The following is a 25659-nucleotide window of genomic DNA, read 5'->3' on the forward strand; positions in this document are numbered from 1 at the left end:
CGCACATGGATCCCTTTATGATGGGCTGAGAGTGATTTGGGTGCGTGGATGCCTGCTTTTCACTTCCAATACAGCAACTAGGACGTTTGTTCTAGTTTGAAGGCTGTCGCCGGTTCGGTGCTTTATGGTCAACCTATTTGTTTCCTAATGGTATGCAAGCCGTGGGTGGGTATTCCTTGTTGGGATAGTTTGGCAAGTGAAGCTTTGCGGGTGTGGAACGGCTGTAGCGGTACAGGATAGGGAAGGATCGGGGGAGTCTTCCTGGGTTGGTATTTCATTATAACCTGTTGAATTTAAATCATTTTTGTAGGACTAATGTCAATTTTCTAATCTGACTTCTTCTCTGTTTGCCATTTTATTTGGTGGGTGTCCATAATTGTTTTTCGCCACTTCACTTGGTGGGTATCTAAAGTTGCCTGTAGATTCAAACTATCGAAACATACCATATTTTTTAATGCTTATACATTTGATTAGCTGGCTCATAATGTTTAGTTAAATTTTTCTCTTCAGATGTGAGTCTTAGAGGGTTACAATTATATTTTGCAGACATCCGGACATAAACTGCATCCTCGTATTTGAGAGGCAAGCTAAAAGGAAGTGTTTACTGGTTGTATCTGCCTTTTGTAGAAGCGCCACACTACCTTTTCAGTGAAGCAATTTGTTAAGTTAGCTAAATTTAGTGTGATTAATATTTGATAAGTATAAAGGATTAATCTTGAAAATTAATTTGTGGAATATATTAAGTACCACCTTGGCCGTTCTCAGTATTGGCCTGGCAATATTTTTTCACTTAGCAAATAAAAAAGAGCGTGAGCCTGCATTTTTGCCTACTAAAGGCTTACAAATATATGCTACTCGCTCCGACGTAAAGTCCTCCAAGTATAAAATGAGTCAGATTACAGATGAAGGTGAAAAAGCACTTGTAGGTAATGTATATGTACAAGAGTTGGCCTTTTGGAATAAAGGCAGTATGGCTATCGAGGAGGAAGATATTCTTGATCCTCTTGGATTTCAATTCCCTGAAGGTCATGAAGTGATTGATGCTTTTATATCTGAGTCTACAAGAGAAAATATTGTTAGACCTGAGGTTCAGTTTGAAGGGAGAAATGTTAATTTTTCTTTTGATATTCTTGAGAGAGATGAAGGATTTAAAGTCCAAGTAGTGTTCAATGGTGAGGAGTATGAAAAGCCAATTATTATTGGTGATATCAAAGGTGTTGATAAAATAGTCAGCAAGGAAGAGCTTACTAAAGACAATCTATTTTATGGGGTGGCAGTAGTTTTGCTTTATACCGTGGGGGTATTGGTGTTAGGGGTTTTAGTTGTGTTATTAGGACATTTTTTTGATTTTGCTCTTAGAAAATCACTCCCAGAGAAAGAAAAATTGATTAAGAAACAATTGGAAAAAGTTGGATTAGGATTTCTGATTGGGATATTTGGCACCCTTGTGCTACTTGTGGCGATGATAAAGGTAATTGAAGTAGCTGAGGAAGAAACGAATAATAGTGTTCCAGAAATGGAATTGGTTTCGTATAGCAAGTCACTCAAATCTTGACAGTAAGCATACTGCTAATTGAAGCTTTAGTTCGATAATCAAAGTTTGATCCTTGTCTGATGGAGGGTGCATTAGATTGGAGCCTTCTTCCTTGGAAAATCTGCCTCCTCTCCATTGCTTACTTGTTGTTCTCTTTTGATGCCCAGATAGATCATCTCCATGATTAGAGTGAGAGGGGGGTGGCGCGTGGGTGCCGACCTTTGCTCTATTAACTTTTACTTCCAATATCGTTATTGAGATATTCGTGCCAATTACTTGGTTTTCATCTGTTCGCGCTTTAGGATCTATATGATTACGTATCTGCTGATACTCAAGCTGTGAGTAGGCTCCTATCCAAATTGCTGCAAGATGTAAGTTAAGGTGGTTTTGGCAATTATGTCTTGCTTTGTATATCTGACTTTAAGAACGACTTCTCCTATCTTGAGGAACCTATAACACTGTGATTCATAAAGCTTTGTTAAATAATATAGAACAACAAAAGTATGGATTGGAGAAATGGAGTCCTGCAGCATTCTTTGAGCATAAGTTTAGCTAAAGGCAGCTTCATAAACTTCTGCATTTTTTTGTGTGTTGAGCTTCCAAGCTTTGGGATTCTCGAGAAGCGTGATATATAGATAGATCTTTTAAGTTAATTGTTGGGTGCCGAGCTGGTTCTGACGATGCAACAAGCAAAAAGGATGTAATACCTAATGTCGGATAGAGTTGCCGATAGCACGATTAAGGGATTTTTATATCAATTTAATAAAACTATTCTTGAGATAGTTAAGGCGGATGATGAGGATGTAATTACTGTCGAGGGTATGGTTGAAGACGTTGATATTCTGTCTGCAGGTGGAGAGTTGAAAGCGATTCAATGCAAATACCATGAGTCTAAAGAGAAATTCATGCCAAGCCTGATATTCAAGCCTCTGCTCCAAATGGCTGAAGCGTTTGATAAGAATCCAGCGGCAAAGATTAAATACACAATTTTTATTTACGTGCCGAACGAAGATTATGGGGAGAGGGATATTGATCTTTCAGTGCTAAATTCTGCTCTGGCTACTAGAGATAAATCTCTATCCAAAATCGCATCTAGGATCTCAGAAAAAATTGATAAGGATGAATTCTTAAGTGGCATAAGGATTATTTTCGGCCCTTCATTGGATGAAATAGAAAGTGATGTGAAGGCTGGTCTGGAATTGTTAGGAATCCAAGGCAGTGATGTTAATACGTTATTGTACCCAAATTCGATAGCAAAAATCGCTAAATTGTCGAGTGTTAAGTGTGGAATAGATAGGCAGATAACTAAGTCTGATTTATATAAGTACCTCTCAAATGCGACATATACAGCAATATCTAAATGGACGCTGGCACTAAGAAATCGGGGTGAAATACTCAAGCATATCAAGCAGCAGCTCTCTAGTTCTTTCTCTCAAAATAGTCGAGACAGATATTTTTATATTAATAAAAATGAAATCGGTGATTACGAAGAAAAGGTCGTTGTGTTTTTGGGGAATTATATCAATAAATATTATTCAAAGCCTAGCCATCAAAAGGTGCCAACATTTATTGTTAATGATGATTTTGAGGCTGTAAGAAATATTGAATCTCGACTATTTAAAAAAGGAATAAAGGCAAATACTGGACTGGTTGGAAACACTTTCGAAGCGGATTATTTTTACAAAGATCCCATACAAAAAATTGTCAATAATAAGATTGAAGAGCGTGAGTTCGACTTTAGATTGCTAGCGATGAAATCTGAGCAAGAGGCAATAAATCATCGAAAAGGTGACGACTTGTACTTGGTTAGTAGTGAGACCCCAAATAATATTGAGTTGACTGATGTGAATTTCTACCAAGTAGGTACAAGTAGCTTTAGTGAATTGGAGTATGTTATAGGGATAAGGAATAGTTATGAGTAAAGTGGGACACGTATTGTCAAGCTCTTCAGACAAGATATCAGTTAGAGTTGGTGACCTTAAGACGCTTGAAGAGAACAAGGTAAATTTACAAGTTGGAAAATTTCTTAAAATTGAAGATGGTAATCATAATTATGCTGTTGCGATTATAAATAACTTAACGGCGCAGAATGCAGAGAAAGATGGTGCTGTTGAGTGGAGCTTTGTAATAGAGGCGTCGCCAATCGGCGCTCTAATAAATAATGACGGTATCCTTGAGTTCAAAAGAGGAATTCAGGTGTTACCAGTCCCTACGGAGATTGCGCATACCTTTGGTACGGAAGACCTTTCCATCATATTTTCAGGTGAAGGTGATTTTGGGTTTGAGGTTGGTAGTCTGTCAGGCAACCCTACCGTGCCATTTTGCATCAATGGTGATAGATTTTTTGGCAAACATATCGGGGTGGTAGGATCTACTGGCTCTGGTAAGTCATGTGTTGTTTCTAGCCTGATTCAAAATGCAGTCGGCATCGTTGATGCAAAAAATTCCAACATGGATAACCAAAAAAATTCGCATGTTATAATTTTTGATGTTCACTCAGAATATTCTTCAGCCTTCACTGTTGATGATAGCGAGAAATTTAGCCTCAATAAACTCGATGTTGATAACATAAGGCTCCCTTATTGGCTCATGAATGCTGAAGAGTTGGAGTCTGTTTTCATTGAGAGTAATGAGAAAAACTCACACAATCAAGTGTCCCAGTTTAAACAGGCAGTTATTTTAAATAAAGAAAAGCATAATCCTGGTTTAGATAAAGTCACATATGACTCTCCTGTATTTTTTAGTATAGAAGAAGTTTATAACTATATTTGCAACAAGAATAATTTAACTGTCTATGAAAAAAACTCACAAAAGTATTTTGCAACCCTTGATGAAGAAATCGAGTTTAATGAAGAGCGTCTATGGCAGAAGATTGACTTTGTATCATCAACAGGGAATGCGAAACATAAGGTGCTTGAGGCAAAGGTTTCTAAGGATGGTGGCTTTAATGGTGAGTTTGATCGATTTATTTCACGTTTAGAGACCAAGTTAAATGACAAGAGGTTGACCTTTTTGCTTAAGCCGATTAAAGGAGATGGTACAGCGTTTAAAACAAAGGATTTTGGTGTAATAATTAAACAGTTTTTAGGATATATCGATAAGTCAAATGTTACTGTTGTTGACTTGAGTGGTATACCGTTCGAAGTTTTGAGTATAACTGTAAGTCTTATATCTCGGTTAATGTTTGATTTTGCTTTTCATTATTCGAAAATTAGACATGCTGAAAATCAAACCAACGATATTCCTTTTCTGGTTATATGTGAGGAAGCGCATAACTATATACCAAAATCAGGCGGTACCGAATTTAAGGCTTCTAAGAAGTCGATTGAAAGAATTGCAAAAGAAGGGCGTAAATATGGTCTAAGTCTAATGGTTGTGAGTCAGCGCCCCTCAGAGGTGTCAGAAACGATATTCTCTCAGTGCAATAATTTTATCGCAATGCGACTTACAAATAGGGTAGATCAGAATTATATCAAAGCTTTGTTACCTGATAGCTCAAATAGTCTGATAGATTTGTTGCCATCGCTCAATCAGGGTGAGGCATTTATCGTTGGTGATGCTGTAATTATTCCAAGTTTAGTCCAGCTGCCAAAGCCAAACCCTGAGCCTAAATCTGCAAGTATCAATACTTATAAGGAATGGGCTGAAAGTTGGAAAGAAATTACATTTGATAAAATAGTAGAACGATGGAGAAATGAAGGTTAGGTTGATGTACCTAACAGTTTTATGAAAATGTATATTTAACTAGGTCTCTTTTGTATGCTGATAGTAAATCCCTTTTTAAAAAACACTTCTAAAGGTGGGTGTCTGAGCAAGATATTAGATGTCTTATGTCATGGGGTGCAAATTATTATAAGGCGTTTTAGCTCTGGTTTAAGTGTGCTTTACAAGTGTGAAAATGATAGTTCTTAAGTTTGCTCTGTCATTGGCATAGTTGAACTGTTAGAGAATTGGCATAGAGGCAAGATTGATTCGAGAGTATGGGACTATTTTTAATCTTGCAAGATCGAAAGTCCAGATTTGAAAGAAATACGACTACTGTATTCATCTCTAAATATTTTGGGTTCCCCCTTTTTGATACAACCGGGTAAGCATAACAAGTCACTAAAATAGAAGAGAAAGAGGATCTAAATTAGCCTCGTTTTGTGTATGGAAAATTACGTAAAATTCTGTTTCAAACAAATGGAAGTGTATTTTTCTGATAGGTTTTCCACAGTACTTCCGGCAAGTCAAAAATGCGAATGTTAGAGCGATATGTGAAGCTTGATATTTTACAGCGTGATAAAGTTTGACTGCTGGAGGGAATGTCGGACTGTAGCCTCCTTCCTTGGAGAACCTTTCCTCAACGCCTTCCGTTGCTTATTTTTCGTTCTCTCTCGATGCGCACATAGATCTCTTCACGATGGACGGGGAGGGATTTGGGGGCGCGGATGCCTATCTTTACTTGATTTCCCTTCACTTCCAGCACTGTGATCGAGACATTCGTTCCAATTCTTAGATTCTCGCCGGTTCGGCGCTTTAGGATCAGCATGTTTGTTTCCTAGCGATACTTAACCTGTGGGTGGGCATTCCTTGGTGTGGAAGCTTGGGAAGTGATGCCTGGAGGTAGAGTGGGGTGGGGCGCGGGGGCGGTGGGCGCAGAATAGGAAAAGGCGGGCGCTAGGCTCCCAGAGCTTGGGGAGTCGCTCCAAGCTGCTGATTGTGCTCCATTTTATTGAAGACGAGCGGGTCTCTAGCGTACTATGCATATAGCCATCTTGATACTAAGGTTATCAATTTGGTTAGCTGGCCCCTGGTGTTGCAGCACCTTGGGTCAGCGCCCTTTCTTTACTCTTACATCACGTACCCTTCTCCTATTGGTCGGGTTTTAGAAATTTTGTTGGTGATAGGGTTAAGTGGAACTTGTATTAATGTAGCCACCTTACTAATTGATATCAGCCGATTTTACTTAGTCTTGATACTGAATAAAACTTTATTAATTCCAGTAGGGCAATTTGAACGCCTTTATTTTGTTGAGTAATTGCATTGGAAGTTCAATTTCCTCGGTTGTTTTCTAAGTGTTTGGTATTTGGTGTTATCTCTTGCTTTCTTCGATAGGTTTGGCGGGTTATACTTTATAATTGGTTGGTGCCTAGGGTTGCACCTTGCATTATGAATTTATAAAAAGAATCATTGTTTAATGAGACGATCAGTGCATCCTTATGCAGTTTTTGACCACAAAAGGCAGGTTGTTGGAAGGTTCTTAGGTATTGTTTCTTTTGTTGCAAGCCCAATTTTAGGTAACGCAATAGTTGGGCTTTCAGAGCTTACAGATTTACAGTTTATTGGCTCATTCGTCATTACGTCTAGCTTAATCTATTTGGCTCTAGATAAACTATTTGATCATTTAGTTTGGAAATTGGAATTTGTTGGAAAGTTGCTTTCTATTCCAAATTTTTCAGGTCAATGGTCTGTGAAAGGAAAAACTATAACTGATTCTGGAAGCATCGGGTATGAATGGGATGCACAGTTAAACATTTTTCAAACATGGAATGAAATTTCTATTCAGCTAACGACATCCCAAAGCCAAAGCTATAGCTATACAGCAACGGCTTCAAAACTGCCTGATGAATCATGGCAGCTCTCTTATAGCTATAGTAATCAACCAAATCTTGAACAAGAGCATGATTTGAGCTTTCACAGAGGTTTTTGTGAGCTTGTCTTTGATTTGAAATCAGGGGTGGCGAATGGGACCTATTTCAATTCTCATGGCCGACGAACTCGGGGAAATATGGAGCTAAAGAGAGATCAAGGGAAATAATATGAATTATGATACTAAGCTAGGTAACTTGAACTCAAGGCGCTCCTTGCCTCAGCTTTTACAGAAAGCACATGCGCTTGATGGAGGGGTACCTCAATCGATTCAAGAAAGTTATTCCATATTAAATGAGAGCAGTGTAATAAAATATGTACTTGGCTCAATGCAGCCCGTAAATCAACGATATACTGAAATTTGCTTTGAGGAGGGAGATAGAGTAGCTAGCTCTCTTAAGCAAAGCTTGAAACAAAATGGAATCAATTCCTTTCATGAATTTCAAGGGTCAGTTCCATTAGATATCCATATTAAGGGTGCAAGTGATGTGGATGTGTTGCTGATACATAGCTATCTAACATGGGAGCGACCTACTGCGTCTCATAAATCGTATACACCTTCTAGCGAGGGTATATCGATGATTACAAGGATGCATGAGCTTAGAATTCAGTCAGAGCGTATATTAAAAAGTTATTTTCCAGCTGTTTATGTTGACGTAACAGGTGCAAAGTCTATTGCAATGGAAGGCGGTTCATTACAGCGAAAGATTGACATTGTACCGTCACACTGGCATGACACTTTGGATTATCAACATAGTAATGAAATTAAAGACAGAGAAGTAAGAATATACAATAAAGATAAACGAGAGACTTTTGGGAATTGGCCGTTCAAGCATATTCACCAAATTAACCAAAGAGATAGAATTTATTCAGGTAATCTCAAAAAAGTTTGTAGGCTACTAAAAAATATAAAGGCAGATGCATCCTCAAGTAGAGTTAAGTTTCTAAAAAACCTTAGCAGTTATGATATTGCTAGTTTGGCTTATCATATGGATCGTCACCTTAGTATGCCAAGTTACTACGATCTAGGTTTGTTGGGGAGGGTTAATGATTTTATGATTGAAATTTGCTCAAATGATTGTGAATTAGGTAAGCAGTTTCTAACTCCAGATGGTAGCCGTCTTATTTTGGATAATATGGAGCGGCAAGCAGGTGCTATGGCGCTGACTCTAGAGATAAACTCTGTCTATAAAGATCTATTACAAGACATTGCCCCGGGGCTAAATGAAAGTGTGGGTAGGAAGCACTTAAACACTAGACCGGTGTATATTTGAGTTTGTAAGAAATGTAGTGGTCAAGTCTAATTGGGCAACTCTCTAAGTATATTTCTCAAATACTAAAGGAGTTATCGTTGTATGGATTCATCATTAGTTGTAGTAAGAGATATGGGCTCTCTCCTGATATAGCCCCCTCCCTTGCTGAATAGAGAAGAGATTTCCAGTTAACTTAACTAATTCGCCCCACCTTTACTCGCAGATTGCTGGTAGTGGCTGCCACAACCTCTGCAGCCCTAGAAATCGAATCTTCCATTTAGGCATGGGCCCACGAGTCTTTCTTGAACTCCGACCCGACTGCACCTTTTAGTATCATACTTCACTTCGTCTACCAGCTTAGCGAATTGCCCGTAAGCATTAGTACATCACGACTAAGCCATGGCCGCTCTAATCTAACTCTACCAACCTCTGCATCAACGGAAAATACAGCGCACACCGAATATTCCGCTCCCCCCGCGCATAAAAGAGCTTGCGATAATTCTCCAGCTGATTCCGATACTGCTCCAGCTGAGCCGCAATAAACTCTTCCTGGCTTTCCTCACCACTGGGCTCTGCGGTTTTGTAGTCGACAATCCAGCGGGTACCTTCGTTATCGATAAAGGTACGGTCCACAATGGAGCGCCGTAACTGTCGGCCGCCGCTGTGGAGTTCAAGCTCGCAGGCCGATTCCCTTAATGATCCATCCAATAACCAACGGCCGATGGGGCAGCTGAGGCTGTTGCGTACGGCGATTTCCACTTTCTCGGCGGCGCGGTCCAGGCTGGTGGCGGATAGCCCCAATTGTTTCAGGCGCAGTTGCCATAGGGGGCGTTGGGCTTCCAGCTTGCTGGGTGTCCAGTTGTTGATATTGGTTTCGGCAATGGTGGCGAGGGTTTCGTGGGCTACGGTGCCGGCGTGTTTCAACCAGCGCAGGGCTACCTGGCCCAGTTCGGGAATATTGTCTTCTTCCTCTGTTTTGGGTTGGTAGTCTGGCATGCGGTATTGGGCCAGCCATTCCTGCCGGGGCATGGCCTGGGGTTGCCATTGGTTGGGCAGGCGTAACAGGTAGTCGTGATCTCCGCTGGCTTCGTCCTGGTTTAGCAGGGGTTCTTCTGCTTCCAACCAGTGACACCAGTCGCTTTCCTGATGGTGCAAAACACTGGGCCAAATGCCGGCGAGTAGGGCGGCGCTGCCGGGGGCTTTTAGGTGGCCCTTCTTTTCATCCCGGTTGATGCAGGCTAAAAGATGCAGCGAGCGGATGGCGCGGGTGCAACCTACATACAGCAGTCGGGTGCCTTCCAGACGTTCGCGTTCGCTGTTGTCGTGCTTCAGGTATTCAAAAACCGGGTCGCGGCCGTCGCGCGCATTTTTGGGGGCGAGCAGGAAGCGGCTTTCACCTTCGCGGCTGAGCCATTCGCTCCAGCGCAGTAGTTGGTCGCTGCCGGGTTTGCCGCCTTGGTCCAGGCCTGGGATCAGTACGTGCTCGAACTCCAGCCCTTTGGATTTGTGAATGGTCATTACCTGCACTTTGGCATCCTGGGCGGGGCGGGCGTAGAGCTGTTCCAGGGCCAGGGTGAACTGTTGCCAGTCGGTAATGGCGCCGCCGGTATCGAAGGCTTCTAATAATTGCAGAAAATCCTGCACATTATTCAGATCAGATTTTTGCGCAACGGTGGCGGGGCCGCCCAGTTCCAGCCAGAGGCCTTCAATCCAGGTGCGCAGGGGTTTGCGGCCGCGCTGTTGCCAGGCGTGCAGCAGTTTGGGAGCCACTTGGGCCAGGCGTGTGCGCCCTTCATCGCTGAGCAGGGCGATATCTTCCACTTCCTGCAAGGCCATTAATAATGGGCGCGCGCTGGTGTCGGTTACGGTGATATCCCCATTGCCCCAGTTGGCCAGGGTGTAAAGGTCTGGCAGTTGCAGTCCGCACCAGGGGGCGCGAAGTACGGCCAGCCAACTGATCCGGTCGCTGGGGTCGAGAAGGGCGCGGGTGAGGCTGAGTAAATCCAGCACCACCATTTTACTGGCGAGTGGCGCCAGCTCTGGAGCCTGGAAGGCGATATTGGCGGCGCTTAGGGCTGGCAAAATCTTTTGTAGATGTTTTTTCTTGCGCACCAGAATAGCGATGCGGCTCTCCGGATCTTGCGCTTGTAATTGCTGCACCAGTTCAACCGCTTGAGTGGCTTCGCGGTTGCGGTCTTCATCATCGATGCAGCCGTAGAAATTCACTGAGGGCTCGGCCCATTTGCTGCCTTTAAACGCTTCGGATTGCAGATAGCGCACAGCGCCGCGACCGATATTGTCCGCTTGCGGAAAAGCCCTTTGGAAAGTCTCGTTGACCCAGTTCACTACCGCACTTTCGGAGCGAAAATTTACCTGGAGGTCGAGGGCTTCCAGGGGCACTTCACCGATACCGCGTTCGCGCGCATCCAGGAAAATACCCACGTTGGCATTGCGGAAGCCGTAACAGGACTGCATGCCGTCGCCGACAATAAATAGGGTGCGGCCGTCTCCCTGCTGCCAGCCGGTAGTGAGTTTTTCCAGCAGTTGTAGCTGGGTGTGGGAGGTGTCCTGGAACTCGTCCACCAGAATATGCTGGGTTTGCAGGTCCAGTTTCAGGGCCAGGTCTGTGGGGTTATCGCTATCGCCCAGGGCGATCAATGCGGCTTGGGCCACTTCGGTATAGTCGGTGGCGCCCAGCTGCTGGAAGACCAGCTTTAATTCTGCGACCAATTTGGGCAGTACCTGGGCGAGCCCTTGCAGCAGTTGCCACTGGCTCTGTTGCAGTCCGCTGGGAAGCTTGCCCACTTCCCGCAGTGCGGAGAGTAGCGGTTCGTTGCCGGCCAGTTCTGCCAGCAGGTCTTTCATGCGCTGTTTGTATTCTTCGGCGATGGGGCGTTCGGGATCTTTTTTATCCGGCAGGCCAAAACCGAGTTTTTTATTGATGCCGCCGCCTTTGCGCAGATCACCAGTGGTGGTGAGGAGCAGGCTGCCGAGGGCGAGCCAGGCGGGCAGGCCGCTGCTGTCTGTGCTGGGGAAATCGTCCAGTTCGGCGAAGAGGCACAGGCCATGGCTGGGGTTTTCCTTTTGTAGATTGCTGCCTGCATAACTGGCCAGCTCCAGCAGTTCCCCGGCATAACTGCCGAGGGCTGTGGTGAGGTCTTGCAGCTTTTCTGCTACCAGTTCGTCGATAACAAAATGGAAATAATCCTGGGCGCCATCGAAGTTAACGCTCAAAAGTGGGCCGAGCCATTGCTCGCGCTTGTCCAACAAAATACGCAGCAGCTTATTGAGCTGGCCCAGGTCGTTGTCCAGGTGGAGCAGCAGTTGCTGTAGGTCTGCGTCTGGGGTTTCGCCATCGAGGTGTTTGAGCAGGTTTACCACCGCTAGTTCAAAGGCAATTTGGGTGCGCTCCAGGGGTTCACCCGGCGCGCCCAGGCCGCTCTCGATTGGCAGTTGGCTGGCAAGGCTGCGGCAGAGGCCGTCGATGGTTTGAATACGCAGGCGCTGGGGTGTTTGCAGTAGCTCCCATTCCAGTTCGCGATTCCGCTCCAGCAGGGCGCGGGCTAAATCCCAGGTGATGGCATCGTGGGGGTTATCTGGCCGGGCTTGGTCGCGGGCGCTGTGTAGGGCGTCGATCAGGCGCTCGCGCATTTCACCGGCGGCTTTGCGGGTGAAGGTAATGGCCAGCACTTCTTCCGGTTGCTGGCAGGCGGCGAGCAACTTTAATACGCGCTGGGTGAGCAGGCCGGTTTTACCGGAGCCCGCTGGGGCAGACACGGCAAAGCTGCGACTGATATCCAGGGCTTGGCTGCGGGCGTCAGCATCGATGGGGCGGCGCAGGGCGGGAGTGGTCACGACTTCGTTCATTCGGTTATTTGCTCCCTTTCCGGCCAGCGGTTTAGGGGCCAGAGTTCACTGTTGTTATCGGTGGGGCGATCAAAGGCGAGGGTGGCTACACCACTGCGATATTCGGTGGCGAGGGATTCCAGGCTGTAGCGCCAGTGCTCCACCAGATTGCTCCAGGTACCGTAGGGGGATTCCTTTTCCGTATCGCCCACGGCTTTAATGCCGGTAATGGGGTGCTCCAGGTCTCCACAGCCATTCCATTTGCAGTCGCCGTTGCGCACCTGGCCGAAGGCGATGGCGTGGGCCTCCGGTTGGAATAGGGCGTAGAGCGGCAGCTGGGGTTCGCGGATGCGCTGGGTAAGCCAGTCGCGAATACTGGGAATACCAGTTTTGTAATCGATTACCAGTTGCTCGCCGCTGGCGAGTTGGTCCAGCCTGTCCAGGCGCAGGTTAAAGTGCAGCCCGCCGATTTCCACGGCTTGTTCCCATTCGACTTTTTCTACGGAGAAATTGGGCCTGTCCAGTTCGACGGACAGCCATTGTTGCAGCAGGCGCTCCAGGCGCTGCTTTTCCATGGCCCAAAATCCGATCGGCAGGTGATTGTATTTTTTGCGCACACTGCCGAGGGAGCGCTCCACCGCGCGTTCGATTTGCGCTTGGCGTTGCTCGTCGTCCATGGCTTGCAGTTGTGCGAGGGTGCCGCACTGTTGCCAGAATTCCGCCAGCACCTGGTGCACCACATTGCCGCGCTCGGCGGGGCCGAGGCCGATATCCGGCTGGGTAAAACTGCTGGCGCCGAGGCGGAAGCGCAATTGCGCATTTAACGGGGACAGGGCCTGAGCCTTGAGCACCGAGGCACCACCGCGCACCCGTTCGCATTCGGCGGGGGTGAGAGGCGGTAGCTTTTTGTCTTCGATTTTTTCCAGCTGGCAGGCTTGCGCCAGTTGGCTGTAGTGATTGTGCAGGGCGCCTTCGGCAAAGTGCTGGGCTTGTTGCGGGCTTTCAAACAAGCTGCTCAGGCCTTGCTGAACGCCGTCTTCTTCACAGGTATAACTCACGACAATATCGCCGCTGGCATTGAGCAGGTCGGCGGTGAGTTCGCGGGCCAGTTCCAATTCCCGCTCGGCGCTGGCGCGGGGCATCTTCCAGTGCTTTTGCCATTGAATCGGCAGCAGCGGATTGGGTGCGGGTGCCGGCGGCCACTGCTGTTGGCCAAAGCCAACCAGGCGCAGGTGATCGAAAGCGAGGCCGCCGGCTTCCAGTACCCCGAGAATTTGCAGGGGGCCATCGCGGGTTTCCGCTTGGAAGGGGGTGCGGCTGGCAATCTGACGCAGCAATTGCTGGGCCTGGGTGAGGGTAAGGTTGCCACCGCAGGCGCTGAGTGCGGCGAACTCTTCCAGGATGGATTCCCATTGCATCAGCTGCTGGTATTCCTGGCTGTCCGGGTTGCGGCTGCCGGGCCAATTTAATGCGCTAAGGGTTTCGGAAAAGCGCGCGGCCCAAATTTCAGCGGGGGCTCGCTGCCATCGCCGGGCGCGTTCGGCCATTTGTTCCAGTTGGCGGGGCAGTTGCGGCGATTCCAAGTGGAGGACTTCTGCGGTGCGCTCGGCCCAGTAGCGCAGGGTTGCGCCGTCGATACGGCGCAGCTCCAGTTTTTGTAAACGGCGGAATAGGGCACTGCGCAGCCAGGTTTCACTGTCGTCACCCCAGAAGGGGCTGAACAGGATATTTTGCAATTGGGGGTAATCCCATTCGTCTTGCAGTAGCGATAGCAATTGTAAGGCGGCGCTGCCGACCGGTGTCTGCGCCAGGGGCGTACCGGCGGAGAAGTTAAACGGCAGTGTGTAGCGCGGTTGCTGCGGGTCCAGATATTGGGGTTCGAGCACACGGGAAAATACCGCTTCCACCTGGGCGCGGCACTGGCCCAGATTATTCACCACTATGCCAACGCTGTGGCCGGGGTTTTCGGCGAGCTTTTGCCCGGCCCAAAGGGCTGCCTGATAGAGTTCTTCATCCAAATCGGCGCAGGCGGCTACGGATAATTCACTCTGCTGGGTGAGTCCCGGTCTTTCAATAACGGCTGTTGCACCTGCGTGAATCAGGGCATTGGCGAGGGGCGAAATCTGGGCAAAGCCGGCGGTATCAATTTGCGCGATGGGTTCCAGAATGCCTTCCTGGAATGCGCGCAGGATCAATTGATCGCGCTGGTCGGGTGTGATGGCGCTGTGGGCCTGAAGTTCAGTGGCAAAGGCCTTGATCATGGCGCATAGCGGCAGTTCGTCGCTGCGCATAGAGAGTGCGAACTGCTCTAGTAAGGGAGTTAGCGCTTCATCTATTTGCGAGAGATCGGAAATCAGCTGCCATTGGAGTAGCTGCGCCAGGGCGCTATCGGCATCCCGGCACAACTGCTGGCTGTTGAGCAGTTGCCGGTCCAGGGATTCATCCAGGGCGCGCTGCCAGAGTAATTGCCGTTGCTCGCGATTCAATACCTGCTGCAAGGCGGGCTGCCAGTTGCGCTGTTGCAGTTGGAACCAGAGTTTGTCCAGCCAGCTGCGCAGGGATTCCACCGGCGGCGGCATCCAGCAGGCACCGGGCGACTGCTGCCCGGCAAACACCTGTTGGCAGCGGTTGCGCAAACGGTTGTTGGGGGTGAGCAGCAGTCCTCCGGGAGGCAGCTGCGCAAATATTTCGAGAGCGGGAAATGCCGGCTTCAGCATGAATTCGGGTACCGGTTAGGGCTTGTTATTCGGGGAACGGTCGCGGTTTGTGACGGAGCTGTCAACTCTGTTGCGTGGTTCTCATCATGTAATGGCTTGTTGTTAGGGGTTGGGTGCGAGGGGTTCGGCAACTGGGGCGAACTCGCTGAAGGCCCGTTCTATATTGCCGGTTAGGTCAACCGTGCTGGTGATCAGGCGGCCAGTATTTGGGGCGTCCGGCAGCATCAGCTCAAGTTCTTCCAGCCACCAGCGCACTCGCCGGGCGATGGCTTCACCGGAATCCAGCCATTGGATTGAGCGGGGGGCAAACTGGTCCAGTTCTTCCCGCAGCAGGGGAAAGTGAGTGCAGGCCAATACGGCAATATCCACCTGATCGCCGCCGGCGGTGTGGAATACGCGGTGTAATACCGGCTCCAAATCTTCTGCGGTGATGGCTTCGCCGCGCAGTTTGCTTTCCGCCAGATGCACCAACTCCGGTGCGGGCACATTAATTACCCGGTTGCCGTTGGCAAATTGCTCGATCAGTTCGCGGGTGTAGCGGCGGTTTACGGTGCCTTCGGTGGCAATCAGGGCAATAGTGCGGGAACGGCTGGCGGCAGCGGCGGGTTTCACCGCGGGCACAACGCCCACTACGGGTTTCTTCAGGGATTCGCGCAGTTGGGGCAAGGCCAGGGTGCTGGCAGTATTGCAGCCCACCACTAAAATATCGGCCCCGCAGTGTTCCATCATGGCCTGGGCCTGCTGGACGATGCGGGGGCGCAGCTCCTCTTCGCTTTTATTGCCGTAGGGGTAAAAGCCGTTGTCCACACCCAGGTGCAAGGTCAGGCCCGGCATCAGGCGGCGGATCTCCCGCGCAATGCTGATGGCGCCCACGCCGGAATCAAAGATCAGGGCGCTGGGAGCTGAGCTATCTGGGTGGGCGCTGTGTTTGTGCATGCGTTCTGGAGTACCAACATCGAAACCAATCCTCCAAGAATACCCTAAAACCCTTTGTAAGTTACTGCTGCGCCACGGATCTCAATGGGCCGCATTGGGGTTAAGAGTACTTTCCCTGGCCAAGCTGTTAGAATGGCCGCCTCGCCCACGGCTAGTAGTGGGTATGTCGATTGCGGGCGCTTGGTCTGAGCAGAAGCCTGCTTCACACTTCTATTCCGGGTCTGGGAGTACCTCTATATGCCAGCGTTCCCGCTGCAATTAAAAGCCGATCACGTGCTATTGGCGGCTGTCGCCTTGTTGATTTTGCTGGGGCTCGCTTTCTGGGTGGGCCGTTCTGCTGGGCGCAGACGAATCCTGCAAGCGCAAACAGCACAGCAGGAGGCGGTAGCAGCTCAGAGAGAAACCTTAGCGGCGCAGCAAGTCATACAGGCACGCCTGGATACCAGCCGTGAGCGGGAAACTCAGCTGGGTGAAGAGGTGGATACTTTGCGTGGTGAGCTGGCGGCTAAGTTACAACAGCTTACCCGCAGCCAGGTGCTGGTAGAAAAAGGAGAGCAGGCCCTGGCAGAGCAGCGCAAGCTGATGGAGCAGATGCGCGTTGCTATGGGGGAACAGTTCGAGAATCTGGCCAACCGGATTTTCGAGGAGAAGCAACAGAGCTTCGTGCGCCGCAGTGAAGACAGCTTGCGCAAAAGTCTCGATCCGCTGGAGCGCCAGCTGGGGGATTTCCGCAAGCGGGTGGAGCATGTCTACGATCGCGAAAATGCTGAGCGCAACAGCCTGCTGGGGCAGATCAAAGCCCTGCGCGAGCAAACCCAACGCATCAGCGATGAGGCCCTGAACCTGACTTCGGCCCTGAAGGGAGATCGCAAGATCCAGGGTAACTGGGGTGAAGTGGTGCTCGAACGCTTGCTGGAAGAATCCGGCCTGCAGAAGGGACGCGAATACGAGACCCAGGTAACCCTCACCAGTGATGGCCGCAGGCGCCAGCCAGATGTAATTGTGCGCCTGCCGGAAAACAAAGACCTGATTATCGATTCCAAGGTCTCTTTGGTGGATTACGAGCGCTATAGCTCGGCGGAAACCGATGAGGAGCGCACCCAAGCCCTGAAACAGCATGTGAATTCCCTGCGCGCCCATATCACCGGCCTTAACAAGAAAGCCTACGAGCAGCTGGAGGGTGTGCGCACCCTGGATTTCGTCTTTATTTTCGTGCCCATTGAGGCTGCGTATATGTTGGCGATGCAGGCGGACCCGGACCTGTTCCGTTTCGCTTATGAGAAGCAAATTGTCCTGGTGAGCCCCACCAGCCTGATGGCGACCCTGCGCACCGTCGAGAATATCTGGCGCTACGAGAAACAAAACAAGAACGCGGAAAAAATCGCCGACGAGGCCGGTAAGCTGCACGACCAGTTTGCTATGGTGCTGGAGTCACTGGACGCTTTGGGTGATCGCCTGCGCCAGGCCGATGACGCTTATCAACAGACTTACAAGCGACTGGCGACAGGCCGCGGTAATGCGGTGAAACGTATTGATAGTCTGCGTAAGTTGGGTGCCAAGACCCGCAAACAAATTTCTGCAGACTTGCGCGATAAAGCCGAAGAGTCAGCGCTCAAATCACTTCCCCAGGCTGAACTGGCACTGGACGAATAAATAACGATGGAAAATCTGGCTTTTGCTCTGCTGGTTACCGGCCCGATCTTTTTAATGATCGTCGGTGGTTATCTGCTCACACGGCAGGGCATGCTGCATCAGCCATTTATTAATGATGCTACTGCATTGGTTTTCAATGTAATGCTGCCGGCGCTGCTATTTAACAGTATCTATAGTTCCACCGTGCAACCATCCAAAGAAATCCCCTTGATCACCGCAGCAGTTTTGGGGACTTTCGCTATATTGCCGTTCTCCTGGTTACTGGCCAGACCAATAGCAGTGAAAGATAGAAGCGCGTTTATCCAAGGCGCCTTCCGCGGCAACGTAGCTATTGTTGGCCTCGCTTGGGTGGAAAAAGCCTTTGGCACCGTTGGGGTATCTCACTCCGCTGTGCTGGTGGCAGCACTTACCATCCAATTCAATGTATTCGCGGTGATCCTGTTCGTTTTTTACGATAAGGACAAAAAGTTTGGCCTGGGTATGTTACTGGCTGAGCTGGGTAAGAATCCGCTCATCATCGCCGTAATTCTGGCCATTCTTTTTAGGGTAGCGAGTATTCAGTTGCCAGAAGTGGTGCTCGATACGATTCAAATTCTGGCCTCTGCCAGTCTGCCTATGGGGCTAATTTGTATAGGCGCCAGCATGAAGTTTGGCCAGCTGTTGCGCAGCTCCCCAACGGCCTTAATGTCTTCATTTCTGAAACTAGTGGCTGTGCCGGCGCTCACAGTAGCTATTGGCTGGGGTATGGGGCTGAGCCCACAATATCTCGGCTACCTGTTGCTGATTACCGGCTCACCCTGTGCGATATCGGCATTTGTTATGGCCCACTCCATGGGTGGTAACAGCCAGCTGGCGGCCAATATTGTTGGTCTCAGCACTTTGCTTTCTGTTGTATCTGCCAGCATTGGGCTGGCTTTGCTTAAGGTGTATATCTAATGACGGGATTTCCCATCTGGTTGCTGGTTATTGCGGCTTTAATTATCTTCACCCTCGCCGTTATTGCCGGCTACTACCTGCGCAAGCTCTCCGCAGCGCAAAAAAAACAGGCCGAACAACTAGCTGAATTGGAGCAGGCCGCACAAGAGCAGCGCCAAAGAGTGAACGATAGCATTCAGATTATTGCGCGTTCGCTACTGGATGATGGAGTAGGGCTTACTGAAGCTTCCATTCGTATCCGCGTACTTCTGGATGCGCTTCAGGTGGAAGATAGTGTGCGAGAAGAGTTTGTCGCTTTCTACACCATTGCAGAAAAAACCAGCCATATTCCAATTCTAAAAGAATGGAAAGCACTCCCGCGCAAAGAACAATTCCAGTATGAGTTGGAGATGGCGCAGGTGGAAGCGGACTATAAAGATTTCGCCCTAGATGCAGCTAAGCGTATTTTGGGTCGTACTTTTTGAACTCAAAAACTGACAAATGATTCATTATTTAAAAGTACTCAGCGAGCAGAAATCTGCTCGTTGAGATTAGGCGAAGCCTTTCCCTTCAAGCTATTCTTAATTTCCTCTCGGATTAATTTTTTATTAAATCTCATATTTGTGAAAATATATCCCAATTAACTCATCTGCTATTAAGTGTAAACGCCAGCTTAGATATGTTTCCTTGTTTTTATAAGTTGACATATAGCCTGCTTTTTAGCCTAATCCGCTCAAGGTATCCAAAGCCAAAACCAGCTTCGTCTGTTTGCAGCACTTGGAAGTGGGCTAACTCATTGATTTTTAATAAAATTAGCAGTTTTATCTAAAGTAAAGAAAGCGAATATGTAAAGAGCCGGTGTTATCTCTATGCCAGGTGACTCTATCGTCAATAGCTTTCATTTGCTGAGGGGGTTTCCTTTTTAGCTTCTGTGTATCTTCCGGTCCAGGAATGCAAAGGAGAGTGAATTTTTAAATTTACCAATAGAGCTTTGATATGAGCAGGTTGTGTGTATTTATATTGGTTTTATTTGGGGGTAGTCCAGTCTTACTTTCCGCAAAAGAGAGTTGTGAAGAAAAGCTGGAGATTGCGTCAAAAGTTTGCGTGCAAGTGGCAGAAAATGCTTATAGTGAAATGCTTGAAATAACGCTAACCCCTGGTTTTGATGCGCTAAATAATTTGGAGGTTTATCATGCGGGGGGCGTAGAATCCCTTTTAAATAGCTATGATTTGCGTATTGATTTCGCCGTGATAGGTGCTAGTAAAATGCTGAATATGAAAATTTCTGAGGATGATAAATATCATTTGCACACTTTTCTATCACGAGCAAAATATTATCGAGAAAAATACCCTAGCACTGCAGTTGATACAAAGTACTCACTAGAGGCAAAGGAGGTTCTTGGTAAATATATTCCTCCAGAAAAGGATTTGGATAAAGAAAGGCGGAAAAAAATTATTCTTGATAGACTCCGCGAGTTGATCGGTAGGGATCGTGTTGAGTAACGTTAACTATTGCCAGCAGTTAAGTAGAGGCTCCGATATTTTTGCTGGAAACCTTATATATGTTTTGTGGTAGGTCCACTCCTATTTGCGCGCATGAAGTATCCAGGGCTGGCTGCTGCTGCCAACGACTCTAGGGGTATAAATTGATGGTTTTTAAATTTGTACAGCTACTTATTCCGGTGCTCATGATTTTGTTTGGGTTTTTCCAGACATTCATTTATCTGAAGCTACGTAAAACATTCAGTAATTGGCCTGTGGTAGTTGGAGAAATAACGCACTCCAGATTATTGAATCAATTGGATCTCAATGGAAAGAATGTAACTGAAGCAATAATTGCATTCAATTATAAATTTAAAGGGAAGATGTACAAATCTGAAATGCCAGTCTTGCGGGGTTATGATCTGTTTCCAAGTTTAGAGTATGAAACCTACCTTACCAAGAAATACCGACCAGGGGATGTTGTTGAGGTTAGGGTAAATCCAAAGGTAAATGAGTTTGCATGCTTGGAAGTGGCGCCATTCAGCCGGCTAAGTGCCATTTTGGTGCCGTTAATGCCAATTCTGGGTATTGCTTTAATTGTTTTATTGAAAAATAATTATTTTTCAGAGTTATATGAATATTTGTTATTGCAGTATGATCTGGCTATGTATAAAGCACAAAATATCTAAAAAGACATTACATCATGACTTCCTTGGCGGAAACTTTTTTTGGATGCTGCGTTTAGACCTCAAGGGCTGTTGAATTTTATCGGTGCCTGGGATTGGTGTTATGCGTAAATTGATATGAGTGCTCTATTTTATCTGAGGTAGGAGGTTTTCTTAAAATTTTTAAATCAGTGAAGTGTGCATTCCATTGAATGGGAATCTGGAGGTATTGTAAAGAGTGTGTTAGGAAGCTTATTGTGCAATATTTATTGTCCAGCGGGTGTCTTCAGTAATAGAGTATAAGTTGCTCAAAACATTCTGGCCGCCCTTTATTAGTGTATTATGATTGCTGCAGAATTAACAATGAAAGAAGTTGAAAATTACACCATTCAAGAATTACAAGAAGCCATCGATGGAATGGATCAGGAAAAGTATCCGGAAAAATATATTGAGATTCAATCTGAACTATCCAGGAAAAAGGTGAAGGTTCAAGAGCTGAATGATCGGATAGTGAAATTGTCTGGGGTAACGCCTTTGCAAAGAGCGATGGATGAAGGTCAAAACACATTTACTTTCAAACGTTGCTTTTTAGCATGCTGTTGCAGTATTGGGCTGTTATGGTTGCTTCTTGGCATTCTAGGATTTTTTGGTTTTGGAACAATCATCGCAAATGGTGAGCAAGTACACGGTATTAGTGCATTGGTTTCCGCAGTGCTTGGTGGTGGTATTAGCTGCCTAATCTTTGGTTTTATGGTTTGGCTGGGTGAGAAGGTCCTTCGAATTTTCGAAGGCGCATGATGTAATTCGCAAGTGAAATGATTTATCATTAAGTTCGAATAATAAAGACCAAAGTGGAAATGAAAAATACATTTTACCTGGCTGCCATTTTTGTGATGGAAGGCGCTGGTAAACTATATTGGGTTCAGTTTCCCTTATATAAGCGGCTATCTTGATTAATCTTCACTGAGTTAGAAGTTCTGGGTAAGTTATCCAAAATCGGAATATCAATATTTGTTGTTGATATTATCTGGTGCGCAGACCTACTGGGGCCGGGCAGTCAAGTTCTGGTTAACGTTTATAATTTATTTGGGTGAAAAGTAGTGAAGATAGAAGCAAGACAAATGTTTCAGTCAAATGGGTTGATTGATGATCTTGTCCTATATGCGAATTCAGGGGATTACTTACGGCTCGCTGATATTGTTGGAATAGCTATTGGTTCAAATAAGCCAATGCTCATGATGTCTGAGTCAGAAATATCAATCGAGATTATTTGTGATGAAACAAAAGAGGAGCTTTTTACGGCTCTTCAGAACAAGGCTAACGACTACTTCTCAATGGATGATTGGAATAGCCGGAATATTTTAAGAGTATACGGAAGTGGTGATATCCTTGCTAACTTTCAGCAGTTTCTGGTCAAACTATCTGGGCGAGGTCCCGGGTACAGTTATATCAGTGAATACTCAGAAGACTATAGTTACTCGCGCTATTCACCTGAGTGGAGGCTTCATGTTGAATCCTGCTGATAAGTTAATAAATATCGTCACCCGATAGCCGCACTCTATGTTGTTAGTTCCCAGCTATGGGCGCCTGAGGTTTTAAGTACAAATTAGATTATGAATGATATTTTATTTGGGGTGATTTTATTTGGACTTCTTGTCTTAGGTCTGGTTGGAATCATTTTTTTGATTCCATTGTGGGTAAAGGTATCAACCGAGTCAGAACGAGATCCCGATCATCTTTACAGTATTTTCTGGGAGGAGGCCGGCTCCCAAGGACATAAAATTACATCAGCTACAGGATGCCTTTTACCCTTTGTTTTTTTGTCTAATCCTAATTTCAGTATTGAGGGGCTGGTTTTATGTTTTGTTGTTTCGGTGGTTTGCGGGCTATATCACTCTTCTGTTTATAGGGATTACGCGGTAATTACCGGAAAAATGAAAGTGGCTGGTGTGGCAGCTCTATGTATGCTTGCTGCCGTTAGCTTTATGGTAAGGTATCAAGCGTTATCAGGCTTTTATATTATCTTCTGTGTCATTTCAATAGGTGAAGTTTGGGGCGTTTATGCTGTCTACAGGCGCGCTTACCTAATTCGATTAGAAAGGGTGGTATGGAGAGTGAAAAACCAGGCTAAGTCGCCTCTTGTAAGCTGAGCCCATATAAATTCTACTAGTAGGCGAAGTGGTGTAACCTATATCTGGCTAAGAGGCCGCAGGAGTATAATATAGACAGCTTAAGCGACTGTCATTACATCTTTATTAGGCTGGGTGGTTATCATTTATGATACAGAGGTCTATAAATGGTGATGTTTCACGTTTCATAAGGGGCTGCCCTATATGAGCATAAAACCGTCAAAAATTTTACTGATAAATATATTGATTACTTGTGCATTTTATGTGGCTGGTTTTGTCGCATTAGGCAGCTCGTATCCAACTATCGATTCTAGTGGTGAGCAAATAGTCCATTGGTTTTTAAATAATGGATCGAATGCTCGATTTTATGCTTGGACAGCCGCTTTCTTTTCTCTTGGCCTCGCTATCTTTGGTGGGCAGGTTTCAGCTCTGTTACCAAAGCCGAGTAGGTATATCTTTCTGGCAGGTGTACTAGGGTTTGCCATCACTGCCCAGGTACAGGCTTGGCTATGGGCAGGATTGGCACTGCATCCTGAAGGATTAGAGCCTGCAGTTGCTCGCACACTCTTTGACATATCTTCTTATTGGGGACCTTTGGTGAATGGGTCAACAACTTCGATGGCGGTAGCTTTCCTTGTTGTAGGGTTTGATAAATATGTTGAGATCCCGCGTTGGCTTACATGGCTCAGTATCATTTTCTTTGTAGAGCAGGCAATTGAGACGATTACTGTATTCGGTCACAAAGGCTTTATAGCCCCGGGGGGAACTATGAATGTTTATCTAGGAGGCCTTATAGGGTTTCTATGGATTGCAGGGGTTGTACGTTGGGCGATACCACGCATCAATCAGTCCTCTTAATATAAAATTAGTAATCGCAGCTTTATTTCGCTTATGTGCTGCACTAGGAATACCTGATGCGAATTTTCAGCATTGGGCTGTATGAAATTTCAGGCAATGTAAGGGCTGAATCTAAAAGATTAGGGAAGAAACTTAGCGGGGGGGTTCCTTTGGTATCTATGAAAACCTTCTCTGCCGTAAAAATTCTACTCTAAACTAATTGGTCAGGGTTCTATAGATTTCTTCATATTTACATTATCAGATTTCGATTGCTACATTCGTTTGAGAGCTGCAATCTGTTATGGTGACTAATGGATAAGGTATGGCAAGGCATAAACACTAATAGGTTGTAGAGACCTTTGGTTTTCAATGAGAAAGTAATGCTACTTACCTGTCGCCCCAGTTACGGATATTAGAGGCTCAGGAGTAAAATGACACCAGCAATTTCTATGGCCAAGAAGGCTAAAATCTCTCATAAAGTACATGAATACACGCATGATTCATCGAGTGAATCATACGGATTGGAGGCTGCTGAAAAATTGGGGGTGCCCGAGTCTAGGGTCTTCAAAACACTAGTTGTTAGCCTGGAAAACAAAGAGCTGGCCGTTGGGATAATTCCTGTTTCATCAATGCTCAGTATGAAGCTCTTAGCAAAATCTGCTGGCGCTAAGAAAGCCACAATGGCTCCAAAATCAGATGTAGAAAGATCAACTGGTTATGTGTTAGGAGGTGTTAGCCCATTAGGTCAAAAAAGGCGACTTAAAACCATCATTGATTCTTCGGCTAGAAATAACGCTACGATTTATATTAGTGCGGGCCGCAGGGGGCTTGAAATAGAGCTGGCTCCTGATGACTTAGCAAGTCTTGTCAGCGGAGTTTTTTCTGAAATATGTCAGTAATTCCATATCTAATTGTATTGAGTGATTAAATTAGTAGGGGGGGGTGATTATGATCAAAATACAAACTTTCAAGGGATAAACTTAGCAGTTCCATACGTTTGAAACTACACAAGGGATGTGCTGGTAATGGGGGTTGATACACCATTGCGAACAATAAAGCTGAAAATACTATGAAAGCTATCGAATATCTAAAATTTAGCGAGGTTAATCCGCACAAAATTCTGCCTATATTAAATGGCCATAAGACAAGAAAGCATTTGATTGAGCATGAGATATTTACACTTAAAACAGTAACAGAATGGATCCATTCAAAAATAGAGGTAGATAAAGAAGCAGGTTGTAGAGTTAGAGCCATTATTGTTGATGATGAATTAGCTGGTTGGTGTGGGATTCAACAAGAATGTGGAAAGTATGAGATCGCGATTGTCATTGATGACCAGTTTTGGGGGGTAGGTAGAATAGTGTTTCAAGATCTAATGAGGTGGGCGCGGGAGCTTAATCATGATGAGGTATTAGTCAACTTCCATCACACTCGTCCTATTTATAAGTTCTTGGAGAAAATCGCTGAGGATATTTATGAATCTGAAATATATGGCAGTAAATTTACAACGTATAAAATTAAGTTGAAATAACATTGTTCAAAAATCAATGTTGATAGACACTAGAAAATTTAGTATTCAGGATGATTCGAACGTTCATTGCTACAGACTTTCCAAGAATCTTGGAGATCTATACTCTCTCTAAGTTAGATGAGCTTAGATTTGAAGCTGTGGAATTTGAGTTTCTACCGTTGGAAAAAGATGCGAAGAGGCTGTCAGCGCTAAGGGAGTCAGATATTTACGTCTACGAAGATGAAACAATTCTTGGCTATGGCGCAATGTTCCAGCAAGAAATTCGAGCTCTGTTTGTATGCCCGAGTGCCAGAGGGGAAGGGGTAGGGAAGTCGATACTTGAGTTTCTGCTAACAAAGATCAGTGGCCAAGCTAAGTTGTTCGTTGCAAAATCTAATTGGCCTGCAATCAAGTTTTATCAAAAGGTTGGATTTGAAACAACTACAGAGTTCACTGCTGAATACAATGGTACGCCGGTGCAGGCTATCGAAATGGTTTGTTCAAATAAGAAGTGTTAGCATCTTGATGCTTAATACTCCGACCCTACAGGG

General features: G+C 46.3%; 21 protein-coding genes. 17 read left to right on the top strand and 4 right to left on the bottom strand.

Annotated elements, in window-relative coordinates:
• Window positions 1-715 precede the first annotated feature (715 nt).
• From ACJJIB_RS10470 to ACJJIB_RS10480, 3 genes are all read left to right on the top strand, one after another.
• Window positions 716-1555 (top strand): hypothetical protein, encoded by an 840-nt coding sequence (locus tag ACJJIB_RS10470; RefSeq protein WP_444888838.1) that lies wholly within the window; start codon window positions 716-718, stop codon window positions 1553-1555.
• Window positions 1556-2244: 689 nt separating this feature from the next.
• Complete coding sequence (locus ACJJIB_RS10475) at window positions 2245-3456, top strand: hypothetical protein (RefSeq protein WP_444888839.1); 1212 nt, start codon at window positions 2245-2247, stop codon at window positions 3454-3456.
• Window positions 3449-5239 carry an ATP-binding protein gene (locus ACJJIB_RS10480; RefSeq protein ID WP_444888840.1) on the top strand — a complete coding sequence of 597 codons (1791 nt, stop codon included), beginning with the start codon at window positions 3449-3451 and terminating at the stop codon, window positions 5237-5239. Before ACJJIB_RS10475 ends, ACJJIB_RS10480 begins: the two co-directional genes overlap by 8 nt.
• Window positions 5240-5876: 637 nt before the next feature.
• On the opposite strand, the gene csrA is transcribed toward ACJJIB_RS10480, so the two are convergent.
• Window positions 5877-6065, bottom strand: a complete 189-nt coding sequence (gene csrA, locus ACJJIB_RS10485; protein WP_282932586.1) for a carbon storage regulator CsrA — start codon at window positions 6063-6065, stop codon at window positions 5877-5879.
• A gap of 660 nt (window positions 6066-6725) precedes the next feature.
• Between csrA and ACJJIB_RS10490 the strand changes: the two genes are divergently transcribed.
• Both ACJJIB_RS10490 and ACJJIB_RS10495 read left to right on the top strand, forming a co-directional pair.
• Window positions 6726-7334: a Cap15 family cyclic dinucleotide receptor domain-containing protein gene (locus tag ACJJIB_RS10490; protein WP_444888841.1), complete on the top strand. Its 609-nt coding sequence runs from the start codon at window positions 6726-6728 to the stop codon at window positions 7332-7334.
• Between the two features lies 1 nt (window position 7335).
• Window positions 7336-8439: a nucleotidyltransferase family protein gene (locus tag ACJJIB_RS10495; protein ID WP_444888842.1), complete on the top strand. Its 1104-nt coding sequence runs from the start codon at window positions 7336-7338 to the stop codon at window positions 8437-8439.
• Window positions 8440-8826: 387 nt separating this feature from the next.
• On the opposite strand, the gene ACJJIB_RS10500 is transcribed toward ACJJIB_RS10495, so the two are convergent.
• The 3 genes from ACJJIB_RS10500 to murI form a co-directional block, all read right to left on the bottom strand.
• Window positions 8827-12285, bottom strand: a complete 3459-nt coding sequence (locus ACJJIB_RS10500; protein WP_444888843.1) for a UvrD-helicase domain-containing protein — start codon at window positions 12283-12285, stop codon at window positions 8827-8829.
• Complete coding sequence (locus ACJJIB_RS10505) at window positions 12282-14981, bottom strand: PD-(D/E)XK nuclease family protein (RefSeq protein WP_444888844.1); 2700 nt, start codon at window positions 14979-14981, stop codon at window positions 12282-12284. The genes ACJJIB_RS10500 and ACJJIB_RS10505 overlap by 4 nt, the downstream gene beginning before the upstream one ends.
• A 102-nt stretch (window positions 14982-15083) precedes the next feature.
• Window positions 15084-15917: a glutamate racemase gene (murI, locus tag ACJJIB_RS10510; protein ID WP_444888845.1), complete on the bottom strand. Its 834-nt coding sequence runs from the start codon at window positions 15915-15917 to the stop codon at window positions 15084-15086.
• Between the two features lie 237 nt (window positions 15918-16154).
• Here murI and ACJJIB_RS10515 point away from each other — a divergent pair, with 237 nt between their 5' ends.
• The 12 genes from ACJJIB_RS10515 (at window position 16155) to ACJJIB_RS10570 (ending at window position 25626) form a co-directional block, all read left to right on the top strand.
• Window positions 16155-17570, top strand: a complete 1416-nt coding sequence (locus tag ACJJIB_RS10515) for a DNA recombination protein RmuC (protein WP_444888846.1) — start codon at window positions 16155-16157, stop codon at window positions 17568-17570.
• Between the two features lie 6 nt (window positions 17571-17576).
• Window positions 17577-18506: an AEC family transporter gene (locus tag ACJJIB_RS10520; RefSeq protein ID WP_444888847.1), complete on the top strand. Its 930-nt coding sequence runs from the start codon at window positions 17577-17579 to the stop codon at window positions 18504-18506.
• Window positions 18506-18970, top strand: coding sequence for a DUF2489 domain-containing protein (locus tag ACJJIB_RS10525; protein ID WP_444888848.1), 465 nt, complete (start codon window positions 18506-18508; stop codon window positions 18968-18970). The genes ACJJIB_RS10520 and ACJJIB_RS10525 overlap by 1 nt, the downstream gene beginning before the upstream one ends.
• A gap of 511 nt (window positions 18971-19481) precedes the next feature.
• Complete coding sequence (locus tag ACJJIB_RS10530) at window positions 19482-19988, top strand: hypothetical protein (protein ID WP_444888849.1); 507 nt, start codon at window positions 19482-19484, stop codon at window positions 19986-19988.
• A gap of 146 nt (window positions 19989-20134) precedes the next feature.
• A complete protein-coding gene (locus ACJJIB_RS10535; protein ID WP_444888927.1) occupies window positions 20135-20656 on the top strand; it encodes a DUF3592 domain-containing protein in 522 nt (173 codons plus the stop codon).
• Between the two features lie 339 nt (window positions 20657-20995).
• Window positions 20996-21430 carry a hypothetical protein gene (locus ACJJIB_RS10540; RefSeq protein ID WP_444888850.1) on the top strand — a complete coding sequence of 145 codons (435 nt, stop codon included), beginning with the start codon at window positions 20996-20998 and terminating at the stop codon, window positions 21428-21430.
• Between the two features lie 302 nt (window positions 21431-21732).
• On the top strand, window positions 21733-22155 hold the full coding sequence (locus ACJJIB_RS10545) for a hypothetical protein (protein ID WP_444888851.1): 423 nt from the start codon (window positions 21733-21735) through the stop codon (window positions 22153-22155).
• A 90-nt stretch (window positions 22156-22245) separates the two neighbouring features.
• Window positions 22246-22782, top strand: coding sequence for a hypothetical protein (locus ACJJIB_RS10550; RefSeq protein ID WP_444888852.1), 537 nt, complete (start codon window positions 22246-22248; stop codon window positions 22780-22782).
• A 183-nt stretch (window positions 22783-22965) separates the two neighbouring features.
• Window positions 22966-23619, top strand: a complete 654-nt coding sequence (locus ACJJIB_RS10555) for a hypothetical protein (protein ID WP_444888853.1) — start codon at window positions 22966-22968, stop codon at window positions 23617-23619.
• A gap of 410 nt (window positions 23620-24029) precedes the next feature.
• A complete protein-coding gene (ybaK, locus tag ACJJIB_RS10560; protein ID WP_444885158.1) occupies window positions 24030-24497 on the top strand; it encodes a Cys-tRNA(Pro) deacylase in 468 nt (155 codons plus the stop codon).
• A gap of 170 nt (window positions 24498-24667) precedes the next feature.
• Complete coding sequence (locus tag ACJJIB_RS10565; RefSeq protein ID WP_444888854.1) at window positions 24668-25129, top strand: GNAT family N-acetyltransferase; 462 nt, start codon at window positions 24668-24670, stop codon at window positions 25127-25129.
• A 50-nt stretch (window positions 25130-25179) separates the two neighbouring features.
• On the top strand, window positions 25180-25626 hold the full coding sequence (locus ACJJIB_RS10570; protein ID WP_444888855.1) for a GNAT family N-acetyltransferase: 447 nt from the start codon (window positions 25180-25182) through the stop codon (window positions 25624-25626).
• Window positions 25627-25659: the final 33 nt, after the last annotated feature.

The sequence above is a fragment of the Microbulbifer mixtoriginis (SeqCode) genome, assembly GCF_052467705.1.